Annotated in this window: 13 protein-coding genes; 6 read left to right on the top strand and 7 right to left on the bottom strand. The window is 44.4% G+C overall.

Annotated features, from left to right (window positions below; genetic code table 11):
- Positions 1-353: 353 nt before the first annotated feature.
- Entirely contained in the window at positions 354-1,979 is a 1,626-nt protein-coding gene (locus tag ON05_RS06735) for a DUF2808 domain-containing protein (RefSeq protein ID WP_262561308.1), read from the bottom strand.
- Between the two features lie 426 nt (positions 1,980-2,405).
- Between ON05_RS06735 and ON05_RS06740 the strand changes: the two genes are divergently transcribed.
- Together ON05_RS06740 and ON05_RS06745 are read left to right on the top strand one after the other, a co-directional pair.
- Entirely contained in the window at positions 2,406-3,857 is a 1,452-nt protein-coding gene (locus ON05_RS06740; RefSeq protein ID WP_010477722.1) for a tetratricopeptide repeat protein, read from the top strand.
- Positions 3,858-4,043: 186 nt separating this feature from the next.
- Positions 4,044-5,522 carry a TIGR04222 domain-containing membrane protein gene (locus tag ON05_RS06745; protein ID WP_010477720.1) on the top strand — a complete coding sequence of 493 codons (1,479 nt, stop codon included), beginning with the start codon at positions 4,044-4,046 and terminating at the stop codon, positions 5,520-5,522.
- 8 nt (positions 5,523-5,530) lie between these two features.
- On the opposite strand, the gene ON05_RS06750 is transcribed toward ON05_RS06745, so the two are convergent.
- The 3 genes from ON05_RS06750 to ON05_RS06760 form a co-directional block, all read right to left on the bottom strand.
- On the bottom strand, positions 5,531-5,689 hold the full coding sequence (locus ON05_RS06750; RefSeq protein ID WP_010477716.1) for a hypothetical protein: 159 nt from the start codon (positions 5,687-5,689) through the stop codon (positions 5,531-5,533).
- A 59-nt stretch (positions 5,690-5,748) separates the two neighbouring features.
- Positions 5,749-7,671 carry a M48 family metallopeptidase gene (locus tag ON05_RS06755; protein WP_175307265.1) on the bottom strand — a complete coding sequence of 641 codons (1,923 nt, stop codon included), beginning with the start codon at positions 7,669-7,671 and terminating at the stop codon, positions 5,749-5,751.
- Positions 7,672-7,885: 214 nt separating this feature from the next.
- Positions 7,886-8,221, bottom strand: coding sequence for a hypothetical protein (locus tag ON05_RS06760; protein ID WP_010477712.1), 336 nt, complete (start codon positions 8,219-8,221; stop codon positions 7,886-7,888).
- A 568-nt stretch (positions 8,222-8,789) separates the two neighbouring features.
- Between ON05_RS06760 and lepA the strand changes: the two genes are divergently transcribed.
- Complete coding sequence (lepA, locus tag ON05_RS06765) at positions 8,790-10,601, top strand: translation elongation factor 4 (RefSeq protein WP_010477710.1); 1,812 nt, start codon at positions 8,790-8,792, stop codon at positions 10,599-10,601.
- Between the two features lie 215 nt (positions 10,602-10,816).
- Here the strand turns inward: lepA and ruvC are convergent, their stop codons facing one another.
- On the bottom strand, positions 10,817-11,287 hold the full coding sequence (gene ruvC, locus ON05_RS06770) for a crossover junction endodeoxyribonuclease RuvC (RefSeq protein WP_029315485.1): 471 nt from the start codon (positions 11,285-11,287) through the stop codon (positions 10,817-10,819).
- A 218-nt stretch (positions 11,288-11,505) separates the two neighbouring features.
- On the opposite strand from ruvC, the gene ON05_RS06775 reads away from it, so the two are divergent.
- From ON05_RS06775 to xth, 3 genes are all read left to right on the top strand, one after another.
- Positions 11,506-12,096 carry a hypothetical protein gene (locus ON05_RS06775; RefSeq protein ID WP_010477707.1) on the top strand — a complete coding sequence of 197 codons (591 nt, stop codon included), beginning with the start codon at positions 11,506-11,508 and terminating at the stop codon, positions 12,094-12,096.
- Between the two features lie 8 nt (positions 12,097-12,104).
- Positions 12,105-12,938 carry a 1,4-dihydroxy-2-naphthoyl-CoA synthase gene (menB, locus tag ON05_RS06780; RefSeq protein ID WP_010477705.1) on the top strand — a complete coding sequence of 278 codons (834 nt, stop codon included), beginning with the start codon at positions 12,105-12,107 and terminating at the stop codon, positions 12,936-12,938.
- A 956-nt stretch (positions 12,939-13,894) separates the two neighbouring features.
- The gene (gene xth, locus ON05_RS06785) at positions 13,895-14,701 is read left to right on the top strand and encodes an exodeoxyribonuclease III (RefSeq protein ID WP_010477703.1); all 807 of its coding nucleotides are present in this window, start codon (positions 13,895-13,897) and stop codon (positions 14,699-14,701) included.
- Positions 14,702-14,704: 3 nt separating this feature from the next.
- Here the strand turns inward: xth and ON05_RS06790 are convergent, their stop codons facing one another.
- Positions 14,705-16,081, bottom strand: coding sequence for a cell wall metabolism sensor histidine kinase WalK (locus ON05_RS06790; RefSeq protein WP_010477701.1), 1,377 nt, complete (start codon positions 16,079-16,081; stop codon positions 14,705-14,707).
- A gap of 43 nt (positions 16,082-16,124) precedes the next feature.
- Positions 16,125-16,883, bottom strand: coding sequence for a response regulator transcription factor (locus ON05_RS06795; RefSeq protein ID WP_010477699.1), 759 nt, complete (start codon positions 16,881-16,883; stop codon positions 16,125-16,127).
- Between the last annotated feature and the right edge of the window lie 111 nt (positions 16,884-16,994).

A 16,994-nucleotide genomic window follows, 5' to 3' on the forward strand; every position in this document is an offset into this window, starting at 1 on the left:
ACTTACTATATTGCAACCTAATTTAATCCCAGCTAGGATTACGCTCTTCTTTAAAGCATTTTCTTGAAAGAATGCATGTTGCAGCTTACGCAAGAATAAGGTTTTCAGCTTATACCGAACTCAGTTTGATTACACTCATAATGAAGGCTCTGACAGGCTTCGAAATTCACTTGCCTGACATTGAGTGTTAGAAGTTCTATCTTGAGCAGATGTTGTAATTCCGGATGTCATGCTCAGATTTGGCCATTTATTTCACCTGAGAATCGATTCCTTTGGTAGGTGAGTCCAACACCTATCAAAGAACTCGGATTCAGCATAGATAGATGTGCCAGGGAGTCATTGGGATCCCTTAATTACTTGGAACTTCTGTAAAAATCGAATCTTCCAATGCCTGCAAACTGCCCTTTAGCAGTTTCTCCTTCTGGGAAAGCAGTTGCCTCAAATTGATAAGTACCAACTGAAGGATTTCTAACGGGTCGAACGGCGATAGTAACTCCTTTCCCAGGGACTACTGGTGAATTAAAAACAACAGTGAGAGTTCTGGTGGGAGGGTCTGTAACGATAAGTCCTAGAGGTAATTCTGAGCCTTTATTTCTTGGTGTTCCTTCAAAAGCATTTACTGCTTTAGCTTTAAATCTTGGATATTCAACGCCCTGCTTAAGAGTTAAGTTAATTTGCTGAAGTGGTAATTTAGCTGATGCTGGAACATCAATAGTGAAGTAATAAGTTGCACCTAATTCTTTGGCATTTTTACTTGTTGATTGCGAGCTAACTAATCTAGGTGCTTGGGCAAAAGAAAGTTGTGGACCGCGCGTTTTAGGTGGAATCTGGGGAGCATCCAGTAATTCAGCTAACTTAGTTGTTGGATTCGGTTGAATCTTTGGACTTATGGAAGTGGTGGGAAGTTGAGCTGGCTTAGCTGTAGTTTGCAGAGGAGCAGGTGGTACTTGTGGTGGGGTGGGGAGTTGAGCTGGCTTAGCTGTAGTTTGCAGAGGAGCAGGTGGTACTTGTGGTGGGGTGGGGAGCTGAGCTGGCTTAGCTGTAGTTTGCAGAGGAGCAGGTGGTACTTGTGGTGGGGTGGGGAGCTGAGCTGGCTTAGCTGTAGTTTGCAGAGGAGCAGGTGGTACTTGTGGTGGGGTGGGGAGCTGAGCTGGCTTAGTCGTAGTTTGCAGAGGAGCAGGTGGTGTTTGAGAAGCGTTAGAAGGAGATATTTGAGCTGGTTGAGTCGCAACTTTTGGACGTGCTGATACCGAATTAGGAGAATTAGGCAATTGAGCAATATTGGTATCTATTCGTTTAGCTGCTCTAGAAAATGTGTTGATCGGAATACCAAGATTAAATCCAGTTTTAATGGGGTATTCTTCATATCCTGACTGGTATACCTCTCTGCCTTCAGCCAACCCGTGGATACCGATGACTTCACCGCTCTCATTAAAAATGGGTCCACCACTCATCCCGGCACGAGTGACATTCGTGTAGATCAACCGATAGCCTCTAGCAACGGGTCTAGGGCAAATACCTGAGATTTCTCCACTGGTTATTTGATAAACGTGAGGTAGAGCTTTTCCTGGTGCAGGCCAACCAGCAATGAATACTTTATCCCCTTCTGTGACATTATCGGAATTGCCCATTTTCGCTTGGGAATAACTTTTATCACTTGTGAATGACACAATAGCAAGATCAACATTGGGTAGCTTTTTAACGGTGTTGTAATCCAAGCGATATCTTGCACCATCAGGTGTCACTATCTCATATTCATCTTCTGTTTCGATAACGTGCTCAGCAGTCAGAACAAAGTAGCTATTTCCTTGTTTACCAATAATGACGCCGGAACCAGGATTTTGCCCATCGATCAGAATTGTGCTTTGTTTAGCTAAACGATAAACATCTGCTTGTTTGTTTGCCGCAATTACATAAGGTTGAGTTGCTGCAATCACTATGCCCAGAAGTGTTGTCGGTAGAATGGATAAACACATCATTAAATTAGTTAGTGCTAGAGTTGGGCATTTTTTAAATGCAGTTTATAGTTTACCTTGCATCACTATAAGATAATTCCCAGCATACCCAATTGATATTAAAGATATCAACGGATAGTGACGAAAGTACATTATCCAAAATTTAATGATAGAGACTATTTAGCGCTAATCATGTAAGATTCAACCTTATTTAATTCAAATTTAACAAAACAATAACTACTTCCTTGCCTATAGATAAAAAGACATAATCAAACAAATATTTTTAGTATCTTGAATAAATCAATATAGATTTTTGCCGATTATTACTGTTAACACGCATCAGTGATTGCTACCGAAGATCCTTTATCCAGTTAAGGTCAAACCAGACTCACCTAATAGTAAAGATTAATTAGAAGAATAAAATACTATTGCTTTAGGAGAACAGTAGAAATGAGCTATGGTCCTAGACTACTCTACAGAACACCATTAGCATTTTTACTTGGATTGCTTGCATGTAACATCGTTGCTATTGAACCAGCAACAGCTGAGCCCCTTTTATCGCAATCAATTCTTTCAGGAGAACAAAATTCAAATGCTAATTACCTTTTTCAGCAAGGTATTAAGCAGTTTGAAGTTCGCCAATACCAAGCTGCCTTACAATCATGGTTAAAAGCACTAAAAATTTACCAAGCTCTCAAGAGTGATGACGGTGAACTAAAGACTCGGAACAATCTCGGGCTTACCTACTCTAATTTAGGCCAGCACAATAAGGCTATTGAGTTCTATGGACAGTCACTAGCAATTGCACAAAAAATTGGAGACCATAATTTTGAAGCTAATTTACTCAACAATTTGGGTTTAGCTTATTACTCACAAAAGCAATATCTCAAGGCAATTAGCTATCACAAGAAATCATTAATCACTGCCAATCAAGGCAGTATTGAAAACATTAAAGCTGATATATTAAATAACCTGGGCAATGCTTCATATGCAAATCAAGGATATAGAGAAGCTTTTAAGTATTATCTCAAGTCTTTAGAACTCCAGAAAAAGACCGGCAATCGTGAGGCTGAAGCAAAAGCCCTTAACAATCTAGGGAATTCAGCATATGCATTGGGCGAGTATCAAAAATCTATCGATTTTTACGAAAAATTTATTTCTATTAGAAATAGTGCGAAGCAAGACACAACCCTATTTTCTAACTTAGGAAACGCTTATACTTCAGTCGGTCAATACTCTAAAGCAATCGAACAGTACCAGCAACTGTTAACACTCATTGGCAAGACTGATAATGAAGCGAAGGCTAAAGTTTTAAACGACATCGGCAATGTCTTTTTTTCATTAGGCCAATTCGAAAAATCAATGGCATATTATCAAAAGCTTTTAGAAGTTACACGTAAACTCGGCAATCAAGAAAGTGAAGCAAAAGCTCTCAATAATCTGGGGCTTGCATCATATTCTCTGGATAAACACCAAAATGCTTTGGAATACTATCAACAAGCTTTGGCTATCACTCGCCAGCTTGGCAATACAAAAAGTGAAGTGAAAACTCTCAATAATCTGGGGCTTGTGTCATATTCTTTAAAAAAATACCCAAAAGCAATTGAATATTACTTACAGTCCTTGACCATTGCTCGTCAAACGGGTGAACAAGCAATCGAGGTAAATTCTTTGCATAATTTAGGCAATGCTACCTATGCATTAGGTCAATATGCAAAAGCACTTGAATACTATCAGCAGTCTTTATCAGTTGCTCGGCAGCTTGGTGATTATAAAGTTGAAGTTTCTTCATTGAACAGCTTGGGTAACACGTATGATTCTCTTGGTCAGTATCAAAAAGCCATTGAATTCTATCGCCAAGCTTCAGAATTAAAACAGACAAAATTAGGAGAGCAACAATAGACAATTGTTTCGATACGCTTATTGTTTATAGTTCGATTCGGTCATAAACATCAATCTAATACTGTGAACGTAAAACTATCCAATTAAGGTGTTGTGGGAATCTCAGAATCCTTTTTTAGCTGGTATTAAAGTCATTTCTAGAAGTGTGGGTTAGCCTGGGATTGTAAAATTATTCCGGGAGGGGTTATGAATACTGATCAGAAAGCCCTCTATAAAAGGATTCAAGACTTTTCAGTCGATCACCCTAATAGTGAATTCCCGTTGAGTCAGCGCTTGGCCCAGGAAAATGGTTGGACGATTGACTATACTCACCAAGCCATCAGCGAGTACAAAAAGTTCACTTTTTTAGCAGTTGTGACCGATCATCCCGTTGCCCCTTCTGATCCTGTCGATCAAGTCTGGCATCTACACCTGCTTTACACCCACTCTTATTGGGATGAGTTTTGCCCCAATGTTTTGCAGCAGTCCCTCCATCATGGCCCAACCCAAGGAGGGAGAACAGAACAGGAAAAATTTCAGGATTGGTATGCAAAAACCCTTAGCAGCTATGTAACCTTCTTTGGCGAACCTCCCAGAAACATCTGGTCATCCCCTGAAGAGCGATTTAAAACCCACACCGCCTTCGTCCGAATCGATACCAATGCTTCATGGATTCTGCCAAAACTCTGGTCGACTCTCAACCTAAGTTGGCTTATTCCTTGCGCGATTGTACTGCTGGGGTTAACGGCTTATACGCCTCTGTCGTCCATAAATACGTGGAATCCTCTTAACTTTAATGGCCCTGAATTTCTTCGCTTTTACCTTGTGGTCATAGCAGTGGGTATCGCCACTGCATTGAGCCTGCGTTTCTATCTGCAACAACCTGAACCCATTGGCTCTGCTTCGCCAGAACTTGATATCTATGAGGCCGCATATTTAGCGGAGGGGAGTTATCGAGCTGTTAATACTGCAATTGTAAATCTTGTGCAGCGGGGGCAAGTACAGCTAGACCAGCAGTCTCGATCTTTAGAATTGCTAGCAAACTTCCATGAAAGCAATCATGCTTTGGAACAGGCGATTCGGCAAGCGATCGCAACGGATAACAACATCGAGCATGTTCAAACATCTGTTCTGCCGATCGCCATGGAAATTTCTCGAGATCTAGAAGGCCGGGGCATTCTTTTAGATGAGAGACAATCCAAACAGTTTCGACTCTATCCTGCAAGTGTAATCTTTGCAGTTCTGTTACTGGGAACCAGTAAATGTTTCATTGGGATAGAACGTCATAAACCGATTGGCTACCTTATGCTGTTATGTTTGGCGGTGCTGTATGTAGGCTTTATGTTTCTAGCCAAGCGATTCCTTTATCGCAGCCGATTGGGTAACCGTCTTCTCAATGCCTTGCGGACACAATACTCACACTTCAGACGAAAGAAAAGAGCTGAAGAATCATCCCAAAGCTTACCGGAGCATGTAATGGCTTTTGCTTTATTTGGTTCGAGCGTATTGGCTGGAAGTTCGTTGGCAGATATGGGCAAAGTCTTAGCACCTATTTCACCTCTAAGAACCAGCAGATTTAGTGATTCTAGTGGCTGTGCTGGTGGCTGTAATAGTTGTGGTAGCGGGTGCGGGAGTAGCTGTGGCAGTGGATGTGGTGGCGGTTGTGGTGGCTGCGGGGGAGGTTAAGTTTTTAGCTATTCTCCAAACAGCCAGGCAAAAAGACCAAGAACTAGACCCGCCGTTAACAGCTTGGGAATGCTCAGAGCGTGAAAGGCATCAATGGGCCAAAACAGCATCATTTTGGTGATTTGAATGCTAATTCCTAAAAGGACAATAAAAACAACAGCAGGCATACTTCCCCTCGGTTACTGCAGGTTTGCAACTTCAATGTAAGTGAGTTCAAGTCGGTTCTTTATTTTGGCTCTGATGGCTCAGTCGTTGCCGGTTGATTTGTTACCGGATCAGAGGTTGGAGCTTCTACAGATGATTTAGGTGTATTCTCCCTAGGGTTAGTTTGTGGTTCTTCGACTGATGGACCCCCTTCTGGTGGGGAAGTAACAGAGGATTTCGATTCCGTATCAGAGTTGGTATCGTTTGTGGTATCGCTATCGGTTGGAGGGGTATCACTCTCAGATTGCGCCGAAGATTCTTCTGATTGTTCCTCTTCCTCCTTGGCTTTTTTAAGTTCGGCTCGCACCAACGCTTGAATCCGCTGATGCTCCTCAATACCTTCATAGGCATAGCGATTATAGCCATTGTCCGTAATTAAAGTTTCGAGGTACTGAACCCGCTCCAAGCTACCAGGATGAGTCGAGAACCACGGGGCAACGAAGGGTTTATCTTCCTTACCTAAGGTCACCATCAAATTACGAAGACCATCTGCTGCATAGTTCGCAGACGCTAAAAGGCGAGTTCCTAAAACATCTGCCTGTCGTTCCATCTCCCGGCTATAGTCAGCCACTACTACGCTAGTAAATAATCCACCCACATAAGGAATTAATCGAGTCAGTCCACCGGCTTCCGCGCTTTCCGTGGCGATTTGAAATCCATGGGAGAGAACCGCATGAGCCAGTTCATGGGCAATCAATCCCGCTAACTCAGCTTCCGAGTTGCTTTTGAGGATGGCGCCGCCATTAATAAAGATTTTGCCTCCAGGCAATGCAAACGCATTGAGTTTTTCGTTATTAACGACATAAAACTGGTAGTTGAACTCCCGCCCGGCTATTGGTGTTAGTTTTTGGGCAATTCGATCGATATAGTCTTGAACGTCTGGGTTCTCTATAAGAGGGAGTTGACGTTTGGCTCGATTTGCGATCGCATCTCCCACTGCTGACTCTCCCCTCAACAACAGGATGGAAGTCTGCAAAGCGGACAAACCAGGTATCGGGCTCCCTGTAATCGCAATCCCCAAAGCCCCCGTAATAAAACTACCAATCGTATTGTTCGTAATCTGTGTGCGCAGACGGGCTCGGAAGCGATCCTGGTATTCCTCCGATAAGCGTGCAAACTCCGGGGCTTCTGGATGATCGGGATTCAACAGCGAAAACTGGCGGGCTGTAATTGAAGCCTCTAGCCATTGTTTAACCTGAGTTTGCTGTTGCATGAGTCCTTTTTGCAACTCAGGCTGATTGGGATAAAGTGCAGCAGCCCGCGCCATTACCCCTAAAGCCTCATCATTTTTGTCATCCCCAACTAATTCCTCTGCCAGCCGCAAATGTCCGGGTACAAATTCGGGATACTCCTTCACCAACAGTCTCAGGGGCACAAAAATTCTTGTTTTCAGCTGGAGTTCAGAACCGGCTTGAGCTTCTCGCCAATACACTCGGCCACCAGGTGGCAATTGAGCTGGATCCTGCATCGGCTCAGCCAGAGGTTCGGCCATTGCACGATCTGAGAATGGGCGTTTCGCCTGCTGATAGAGAGCTGTAGCAGCTTCAATTTGACCCGATTGATACAGCCGATCAGCCTCGATCAACACCTTTAGCCTAGCTTCCTCCTCCGAAGACTTTGATGTTTGATCATCTGCCTCCCCTTTATCCTCGGATGGAGGCTGCTTATCTGCCTCACCTTTATCAGGCCTCGTATCTCTCTGACCAGATGCTTCATCAGGTTCAGATAAGAGTGAGGGATCATCAGCTATCTCTTCAGACTGAGATAGACTACGATTGGCCTGAGCTACAGCTAAAGTCGAGGTTGAACTATCAGTCTGACTCCGGGGTGGAGAAGATAAATAGATATGTTTGGATGGTTGGCGCGAACTGATCTCTGAAGTTTCTGATAATACAGGCAATAATTTAACCTGCTCAATCGCTACCCCATCCGTAGCTCCACTCATAAGGGAACTAACAACGGTCAGAAACAGACAGGATCTAAAAGCAACGAAGGACATACTGCCTATAGTATTAACGGCAAAGAATGCTCTCTTCTAGAACGTGATCTGCACCAGCATTCGGTCAAAACAGCCAACATATACAGAGAGACAATCACAGCCCCATTGAATGGGCCACTCTTATGTCCAAGTATATGCTCTTAAATGGACGAACTTTATTCTATACCTGGCTATATCCAAAGTTTAGAGTCAGCTTCCGTAATGTCGCCATCCACATATCGGGTGGATCGCAATAACGTTCCAGCTGAATAATCTGGTAGTGGCTAGAGCTGCCCAAACCAGAGATCTCAATATAGTCTCCAGGCTTGACACCGTCTCTTTGGGTCGTCATGTAATAAAGACTTTGATCCGGCGAGGCCTCTAACACAAACTGATTATTGACATCTCTCCAAAGATATTGGTGCCACTTGCGTCCCGCTGCAAGGCATTGGTAAGGATATGAGCGACTTCGATTCGTCAATTTACTCAATTTGACTTGAAGGGCATGAAGGCTCATGTAATATCTCCACTGAAAAATTGCTCAAAGCAAACCATATTTGTATTCTAGAGAACCATCGTGAAAAAGCTGTGAACGGGTATAGCGTTATTTTCTGTTGATAAGTAAAAAATATTTCCTCCTAATCTACATACCATAGAATCTACCTACAGATAAGATTTATTTCTGAAGAGAGGTTGAATAATCTGGTAAGTTTTCTTATACGGAAATTGGCTCTAGCCTTTATATACAAAGCACACAAGTACTTTAATTGACTATCCAGCTCTAAAAAACAACTAATATTGATTCTTTACAAATAACGTTAATCAATCAAGCATTGTTAGTCTTGACCAAGCAAGATTGTATCACTCTAAAAATTCGCTCAAACCCTCCTTCTCTTAAGATTTATTTAATCTAAATGTTACGATTTCACTATTTTCAAGAAAAAATGGGTTTTTGAGGAATGTGGTGAAATGCTGGGAAAATTCCCACGTCCTTAGCCCGCTCCATTCAGTGGACTGGATTAAGAAGGATTACAATTCATTCATAAGATGCCGCGATTATTCTGCTAAGGACTGGCCAAATTTCCATGACTGATGTTCCTGTCTCTCGTATTCGAAATTTTTCCATCATTGCCCACATCGACCACGGGAAGTCGACCCTAGCGGATCGCCTGTTGCAAACCACCGGCACTGTGGCTGATCGAGAGATGAAAGAACAGTTTCTCGACAATATGGAACTAGAGCGAGAGCGGGGAATTACGATTAAGCTCCAAGCGGCCCGTATGGCCTACCAAGCATCTGACAAGGAAGATTACGTCCTTAATTTGATTGATACTCCTGGGCATGTTGATTTCTCCTATGAAGTCTCCCGATCTCTGGCCGCCTGTGAAGGTGCTCTGTTGGTGGTGGATGCGTCTCAAGGGGTAGAAGCACAAACGTTAGCCAATGTTTATCTCGCCATCGAACATGACTTAGAAATCATTCCGGTCCTCAACAAAATTGATTTACCCGGCGCTGAACCGGATCGGGTCAAGCAAGAGATTGAAGAGATTGTCGGCTTAGACTGTAGCGGAGCCATTCTGGCATCTGCCAAAACCGGAATCGGCATTGAAGAGATTCTGGAATCCATCGTCCATTTGGTCCCCCCACCGGAAGATACAACTCAAAAGCCTTTGCGAGCCTTGATTTTTGATAGCTATTACGATCTATATCGAGGGGTCGTGGTTTATTTTCGCGTGATGGATGGCACTGTCAAAAAAGGCGATCGCGTTCGCCTAATGGCATCCGGCAAGGAATACGACGTTGATGAATTAGGGGTACTGTCCCCCACCCAAGTCCAAGTGGACGAATTGCATGCTGGGGAAGTGGGTTACATTGCTGCTGCGATTAAAGCCGTTGAGGATGCCCGAGTCGGTGACACGATTACCCTAGCCAAAGCCCAAGCAGCTGAACCGCTACCTGGCTATGTAGAAGCTAAACCCATGGTATTTTGCGGCATGTTTCCCACTGATGCCGATCAATTCCCAGATTTACGAGATGCTTTAGAGCGTCTCAAACTCAATGACGCAGCGTTGAATTATGAACCTGAAACCTCTAGTGCCATGGGATTTGGGTTTCGGTGTGGGTTCTTAGGCCTCCTGCATATGGAAATCGTGCAAGAGCGCCTGGAACGAGAATATAACTTGGATTTGATCATTACGGCTCCCTCTGTGGTTTATCGGATCACGACCCTTAAGGGCGAAACCTTGCTGATCGATAACCCTAGCTCCCTCCCAGACCCTCAACATCGCGAAAAAATCGAGGAACCGTTTGTTCAGGTCGATATGATTACCCCTGAAGAATATGTCGGCACTCTGATGGAGCTAGGTCAGAGCCGTCGTGGTACCTTCAAAGACATGAAATATCTCACCCCAGGGCGAACGACCCTGGTATACGAGTTGCCCTTAGCTGAAGTGGTCACTGACTTCTTTGATCAGATGAAGTCTCGTTCTCGCGGATATGCCAGCATGGAATATCACTTGATTGGCTATCGTGAAAATCCCCTGGTCAAGTTAGATATATTGATTAACGCCGATCCCGTTGATTCCCTAGCGGCGATTGTCCATCGAGATAAGGCGTATTACACAGGGCGCGCTTTGGTGAGTAAGCTACGAGAGCTAATTCCCAGACATCAATTTAAGATTCCGATACAAGCTGCGATTGGAGCTAAGGTGATTGCCAGTGAAAGCATTCCAGCGCTTAGAAAAGACGTATTAGCGAAATGCTATGGTGGCGACGTTTCTCGAAAGCGCAAGCTCCTAGAAAAGCAAAAGGCAGGTAAAAAGCGAATGAAGTCCGTGGGACGAGTTGATGTTCCCCAAGAAGCCTTTATGGCTGTTCTGAGGATTACGGATGAATAAATTCAATTTTCTCCCAGAACAGGAAAGCCCCTAGCAAATAATTTCTAGGGGCAGCTATGGCTTATCAACCTACTCAGGATGCCCATTTTTAGGTGACTTTGGCGCTTTACAAACAAAAAAAGTTTGGAGTCAGTATCAATTTTTTTTGATGCTTTGGCTATAATCAAGATAGTTTAATAGGGGACGTCAGCCCATATTTTGATGCATAATAGCGCTTATCGCTGAAACCATGCGGTCAGGGCAACTGCTAGGGCATCTGCCGCGTCATCTGGCCGAGGCAAGCAATCTAAGCAGAGTTCTCTGGCAACGGCTTCTTGCACAGCAATCTTATCTGCTGCGCCATATCCAGTTAGAGCCAACTTAATCTGGGCCGGTGTGTATTCAATAATGGGAAGCTGATGCTGTGCTAAGACCAGCAAGACAACCCCACGAGCTTGGGCTACCAAAATTGTATTGCCCATGCGATAGAAGAAAAGTTTTTCTATCGCCACCACATCAGGCTGATGGGTGTTGAGAACTTGATGTAAGTCCTCATAAATAATCTGCAATCGTTCCCCAATATCTGTTTTGGCTGGTGTTTGGATAATTCCAAAGTCAAGGAGTCCAATGCTATCAGACTCTGTACAAATCACCCCGAAGCCTAAGGACGCTAATCCCGGATCTAAACCCAAAATTTTTTTTGTCACTATTGATAGAGCAGCCTTTAAGCACAACGTATGACAATAGGCTACAGTCATGAGGTCTTCAAGATAGGGTTTCGCCTTATATTGGCCTCGATTCTCTATCCTAGGATTCTTATAATAGTAAGACGTTATGTCATTAACTGACTTTCAACTCGTATAGGAGCAGTCTGTACTGTTTCAGTTTGATTTTTACCTTCCTATAGAAACCCATAGAAACCGGAATGACTTTCCCTATCTATCTCAGCCTTACCCCTTTACAGACTCCTTTGATTGCGGGCTTTTTTCTACCCATTGATGGCCTCTTCTCTACCCAAGGGGTGATGGTGATGCTTTTAGCTGCCTATGCTGGGGCTATGTGGATGTTCCTGTCGAGTGCGCCCAAGGTGCATACTCTGATGGTGTCAGATCTGGAATTAGCCCGCCAGTTTTTTGAAGGAGAGCTGCAGTTACGAACGGCAGAAGTTCCCCTTCACTACTACTACAACTATGAGCAAACCTTAGGCCTATCAGGGATAGATCCCCTCTATATGTCTACGGACTTTGGCCGACCAGCTATGCAGCAATTAAGCGGAACGGATGGCTTTTGGTATCAACTCAAAAAAAATGTCCAGTTGCATGTGATTGGTGGTGCAAGCATTGGGGACAAAAATAGACAGCGTCATGTTTGCTTTGACCATGACTGCCTAGAGCAGATTTTGATGAAGGTGCAAACCCGCTATGTGAAATATAAGATTCGGCGCGAAAAACCACTAAACTTCTTAGTTAAGACCTACGAAGGTGCTGTAATAGAATTTGCAGAAGTTTCTAATTAGCGCAAGTCATGTCTTTCTCTTGGCAATCCGTCAAATCCTATCAAGATATCCTGTATCACAAAGCTGACGGCATTGCCAAAATTACCATTAATCGGCCCCATAAACGGAACGCCTTTCGGCCCCAAACGATTTTTGAACTTTATGATGCTTTTATCGACGCTCGAGAAGACCCGAGCCTTGGGGTTATTCTGCTCACTGGGGCCGGTCCCCATACAGATGGTAAATATGCGTTTTGCTCTGGTGGGGACCAAAGTATTCGAGGGGAAGCGGGCTATGTCGGCGATGATGGCGTTCCCCGCCTGAATGTTCTCGATCTCCAACGGTTAATTCGATCGATCCCTAAAGTCGTCATTGCTCTTGTCGCAGGATATGCCATTGGTGGCGGACATGTCTTGCACTTGATCTGTGATCTATCCATTGCGGCAGACAATGCCATTTTTGGCCAAACTGGCCCCAAAGTGGGCAGCTTTGATGGCGGTTTTGGGGCGAGCTATCTAGCCCGGGTGGTGGGCCAAAAGAAGGCCCGAGAAATATGGTTTCTCTGCCGCCAATACGATGCCCAAGCAGCCTTATCGATGGGCTTAGTGAATACGGTCGTTCCAGTCGCAGAACTCGAAGCGGAAGGGATTCAGTGGGCTCAAGAGATTTTGCAGAAAAGTCCGTTGGCCATCCGCTGTCTTAAAGCTGCTTTTAACGCAGATTGTGATGGGCAGGCCGGTATTCAAGAATTGGCTGGGAATGCCACGTTGTTGTTTTACATGAATGAAGAAAGTGCAGAGGGGAAAAATGCCTTTCTCGAAAAACGCGATCCGAATTTTCGGCAATTTCCTTGGCGGCCTTGATGAGTCATGGGATGATCCTAAGCTGGAAAGCGGCATCCTATAGCACCATTGGCTGATATACAGTTCAGGGAGCAAGTTTGACTTGCTCCCTGATTTAAATGGTTTATGAATTGATCTGAAGACTCAGACTGGGTTAAAAGGTTTTGATAAATCGCATCATATGGTTATAGATGCCGTCTAAAGTGTTGGGGTTAGAACTCGGCGAGCAGATACGGTCTCTAATCGATAGGGTTCAATGGATTTCTGTTGATGACTAACGGAGAGAACCTCTATGGTAGAAGAAAAACTTGGGATCATTAGAGAACACGCTTTCCACTCCCCACGAACTGGAGCCCCAAGCCGCTGACACTGTCCGCCCCGTCTTCCCTCTGGTGAGTAATGTTGACAATAGCGGCAGGCAAAGGTGGGAGAACTCAAATTTTTCATAGAGTGAGTTGAAAATCAGTAGTTTAATAAACAGAAAAACTTCGTAATATTTGTTAATGATTTCGAAGTATTTCCTTAGTTTTGCTAAGGATTTCTGTAGTGGGTTATTAGCCTTCTTTATATTAGGTTTCCCAAATTTCGGGTTTGTACCATTGGATGGCCGATAAAACCTTTAATAGCAAGCTGTTAGGTGATCCCCTGCCATTAAAGCTGCATTCATCTTTTCTTTATGTTTGACATAAGCAAACCTATAAAAAACTTTAAAACAGGTCTTCGGATTCGATGAATGAAAGACCTAGTCTGCATTCCCAGAAAAAATATAAAGTACAAAAATGGGGCAATGGTTAGGGTACCCTGATGAATCGGTCAGGGAGGCAGCAAGGTCAAAAAACTCACTATTGTTCTAGCTGTATCTTTGTATAGATTCGCAAAACTTATCGTCAATTTGGCTACTAATTCTCATAAGTTTGTGCGAAAACAAGAAAAAAAATTATTCAGGATTTTGTTTCAGGAATAGAAAAGAAAACGTGATGAAAATTGCTAGCTGGAATGTAAATTCTATCCGAACACGCTTGGAGCATGTTTTGGACTGGTTGTATGCCCAATCGATAGATATTTTATGTCTGCAGGAAACGAAGGTTATTGATGAGGACTTCCCGAAAGCCTCTTTTGAAGAAGAAGGTTACCAAGTCTATGTTTCAGGGCAAAAAGCTTATAACGGCGTAGCTTTAATCAGTCGGACGACTCTTTCTGAGGTCAGTTCTGGGTTCACCCCCTTACTGGGTCCAGACTTGACTCAGCAGTATGACCAACAAAAACGGCTGATCACGGGGATCATTTCACCAGGGGTTCGCATTTTGAATCTTTATGTTCCCAATGGCTCGGAAATAGACAGTGATAAATATGTCTACAAATTAGAGTGGCTGGAGCTATTACACCACTATGTTGAGAAGTTGCTATCTCAAGATCCCCAGCATCTTCTCATCTGTGGTGATTTTAATATTGCTCTAGACGATCGAGATATGCATGATCCATCCAAGCGGGAGACCCATATTATGTCTACTGATCGGGAGCGACAGGCTTTGCAAAAGGTTCTGGCCCTTGGATTAGAAGATGTCTTCCGAAAGTTCAACTCTAAGTCCGAGCAGTTTAGCTGGTGGAATTATCGGGCAGGTTCTTTTCAACGGAATAAGGGTTGGCGGATTGACCATCATTATTTAACGCCGACGCTATATGAACAGGCAACGGCTTGCACAATTGATGCAGCCCCTCGTCGGTTACCCAAACCGAGCGATCATGCTCCTGTGGTGGTCGAGATCGATACTCAAAATTTATAGGCACTAGGAAGACGCTTGAGGGCAAGGCAGCATAATTTGTAGCCAGGCCCCACCGGTTTGGGGATGGTTACGAGCCCGAATGGTGCCTCCGTGGGCCAGGATGATTTGCTGTGCGATCGCAAGCCCCAAACCACTTCCTCCCAAAGGAGCCACAGCGGAAGCTTGCTCCTGTTCTGAGAGGACAACAGAAGTAGCTTGAATAACATCTGACGTGCCTAGAGGTTGCAAACTCACTGCCTCAGGATTTCCCATCGGCACAGTCCCTCTCACTCTTGAGGGATCAGAACGATAGAAGCGCTTAAAAATATGAGGCAGAGACTCTACCGAAAAACCTGACCCCGTATCAATAATATCGATACGTAGGCGTTGTCCCTGTTCACCCTCTTCAGCGGACTGAACGACTTCTACCTGGACAATAATGGGCTGATCCACCGGACTGTACTTAATGGCATTGTCAATCAGATTCAGGAACACCCGATAAAGTCGATTTTTGTCGACGTTTAAAGTGCAATCTTCCACCCCTTGGTAAAACAAAGATAGATTCCGCTGCTGAGCTAAAGGTTCCAAATTCAGCCAAGCCTTATGAATCAGACTGGGGACATTAACAGGTTGTAATTTCAGAGTTTGGGCTTGATTGAACGTAATTCGACTCAGTTCCAGTAAATCTTTCACCAAGTCGCTGAGGCGGGTGACCTCTTGCAATAAGCGATCAATATGGGAACGATGTTGCCAGCTAATGCGGGGCTCAAGGGTTTCCACCATGAGTCGAATGGACGTCAGGGGGGTTTTCAGTTCATGGGCTACATCTGAAGTCCAGCGATCTCGATCCTCAGCCAAATTCTTAGCTTCAGTTCGATCCTCAATAAACACACCTACATGACCTTCTGGTAAAGGAATACCATAAGCTCTAAGGGGCCACTCTTGAGCCCGCTCAGACAGATGCATGATCCACTCAATTTGATGCTCTTGCTGACCTGAGCGAACCTGACTAATTAATTGATCCAGCTCAATGGAACGCACAACTTCTAGGAGGAGGCGGTTGGGCCAAGCGTCCCAAGAACGACTTTGCAGTTTCAACAGATCGCAAGCTCGTTCGTTAATCCAATACAAATTGTCAGCACTATTGACCTGCAGATATCCAACCGGAGCTCGGCGCAGAATATCTTGCCATCCCAACAGCTCTTGTTCATTGAGCTGGAGTTGATCTTGAAGTTGCAGGGTAACCCGAGATAATCGACTCAACGGAGACAGGGTCGGCCGATAGGGATCACTCGGCAGGGTACGAATGATTCGTTCCAGTTGGTGATTGAAATGACGAGCAGACCAAGCAAGCAGTCCCAGACCAAGGCCTAATCCTGCAAGGAACCATACTAATTGCACAAGACTCTCCGTTATTTAAGCTTGAGATGCCTTCCAACCGCTCTTATCCAAATCGATAACCAAATCCTCTAATGGTGACCAAGTAATCGGGATTACTTGGGTCAAGTTCTATTTTTTCCCGTAGCCAACGAATATGTACATCGACCGTTTTGCTATCGCCAATATAGTCTGGCCCCCAAATCTTTTCGAGAATCTGCTCCCTTGGCCACACTCGTCGGGGATAGCTCATAAATAATTCTAAAATCCTGAATTCTTTAGGCGATAGATTGACTTCTTCATCCCGCACCATGACCCGACATTCATCAGGATGCAAACTGATCTCACGACAGGTCAGCAGAGTGCCTTGAGGGTCAGTATTATTCAGCCGCTGTCGTCTTAAGAGAGCCCGACAGCGAGCGATCAGTTCCCGCATGCCAAAGGGCTTCGTGAGATAGTCGTCAGCACCCACTTCGAGACCGACAACCCGGTCAGCTTCCGTATCCTTGGCACTCAACATCAGAACTGGAACCGTTGATCCTTCACGGCGAATAAACCGGCACAGATCAATGCCATTAATGCCGGGCAGCATAATATCTAAAATAATCAGATCCAGAGTGGATGCCTGTTGCGATCTCGACTTAAAAAGCTGAATGACATCCAGGGCTGTTTGGCCATCCGCAGCCGTGATTACCCGATATCCCTCACTTTGTAGTGCGGGAGCAATCGTTTCCCGAATATTTTCTTCATCTTCCACTAACAGAATCTGCCCCATTGTGGTCGGAAGTTGCTCAAACGAACGCGCATTCGGGTCAGCAGATAGCATACAAAATTTTACTTAAACGGCCATAGGCCGATTCTAACATTGAATCTTCGGGGAACCGTTGACCTGAAAGGGGTTTAACCGAAGCATAACCTAAATATTATCGATTTACTG

It is taken from the genome of Acaryochloris sp. CCMEE 5410 (assembly GCF_000238775.2).
Taxonomy (GTDB): Bacteria; Cyanobacteriota; Cyanobacteriia; order Thermosynechococcales; family Thermosynechococcaceae; genus Acaryochloris.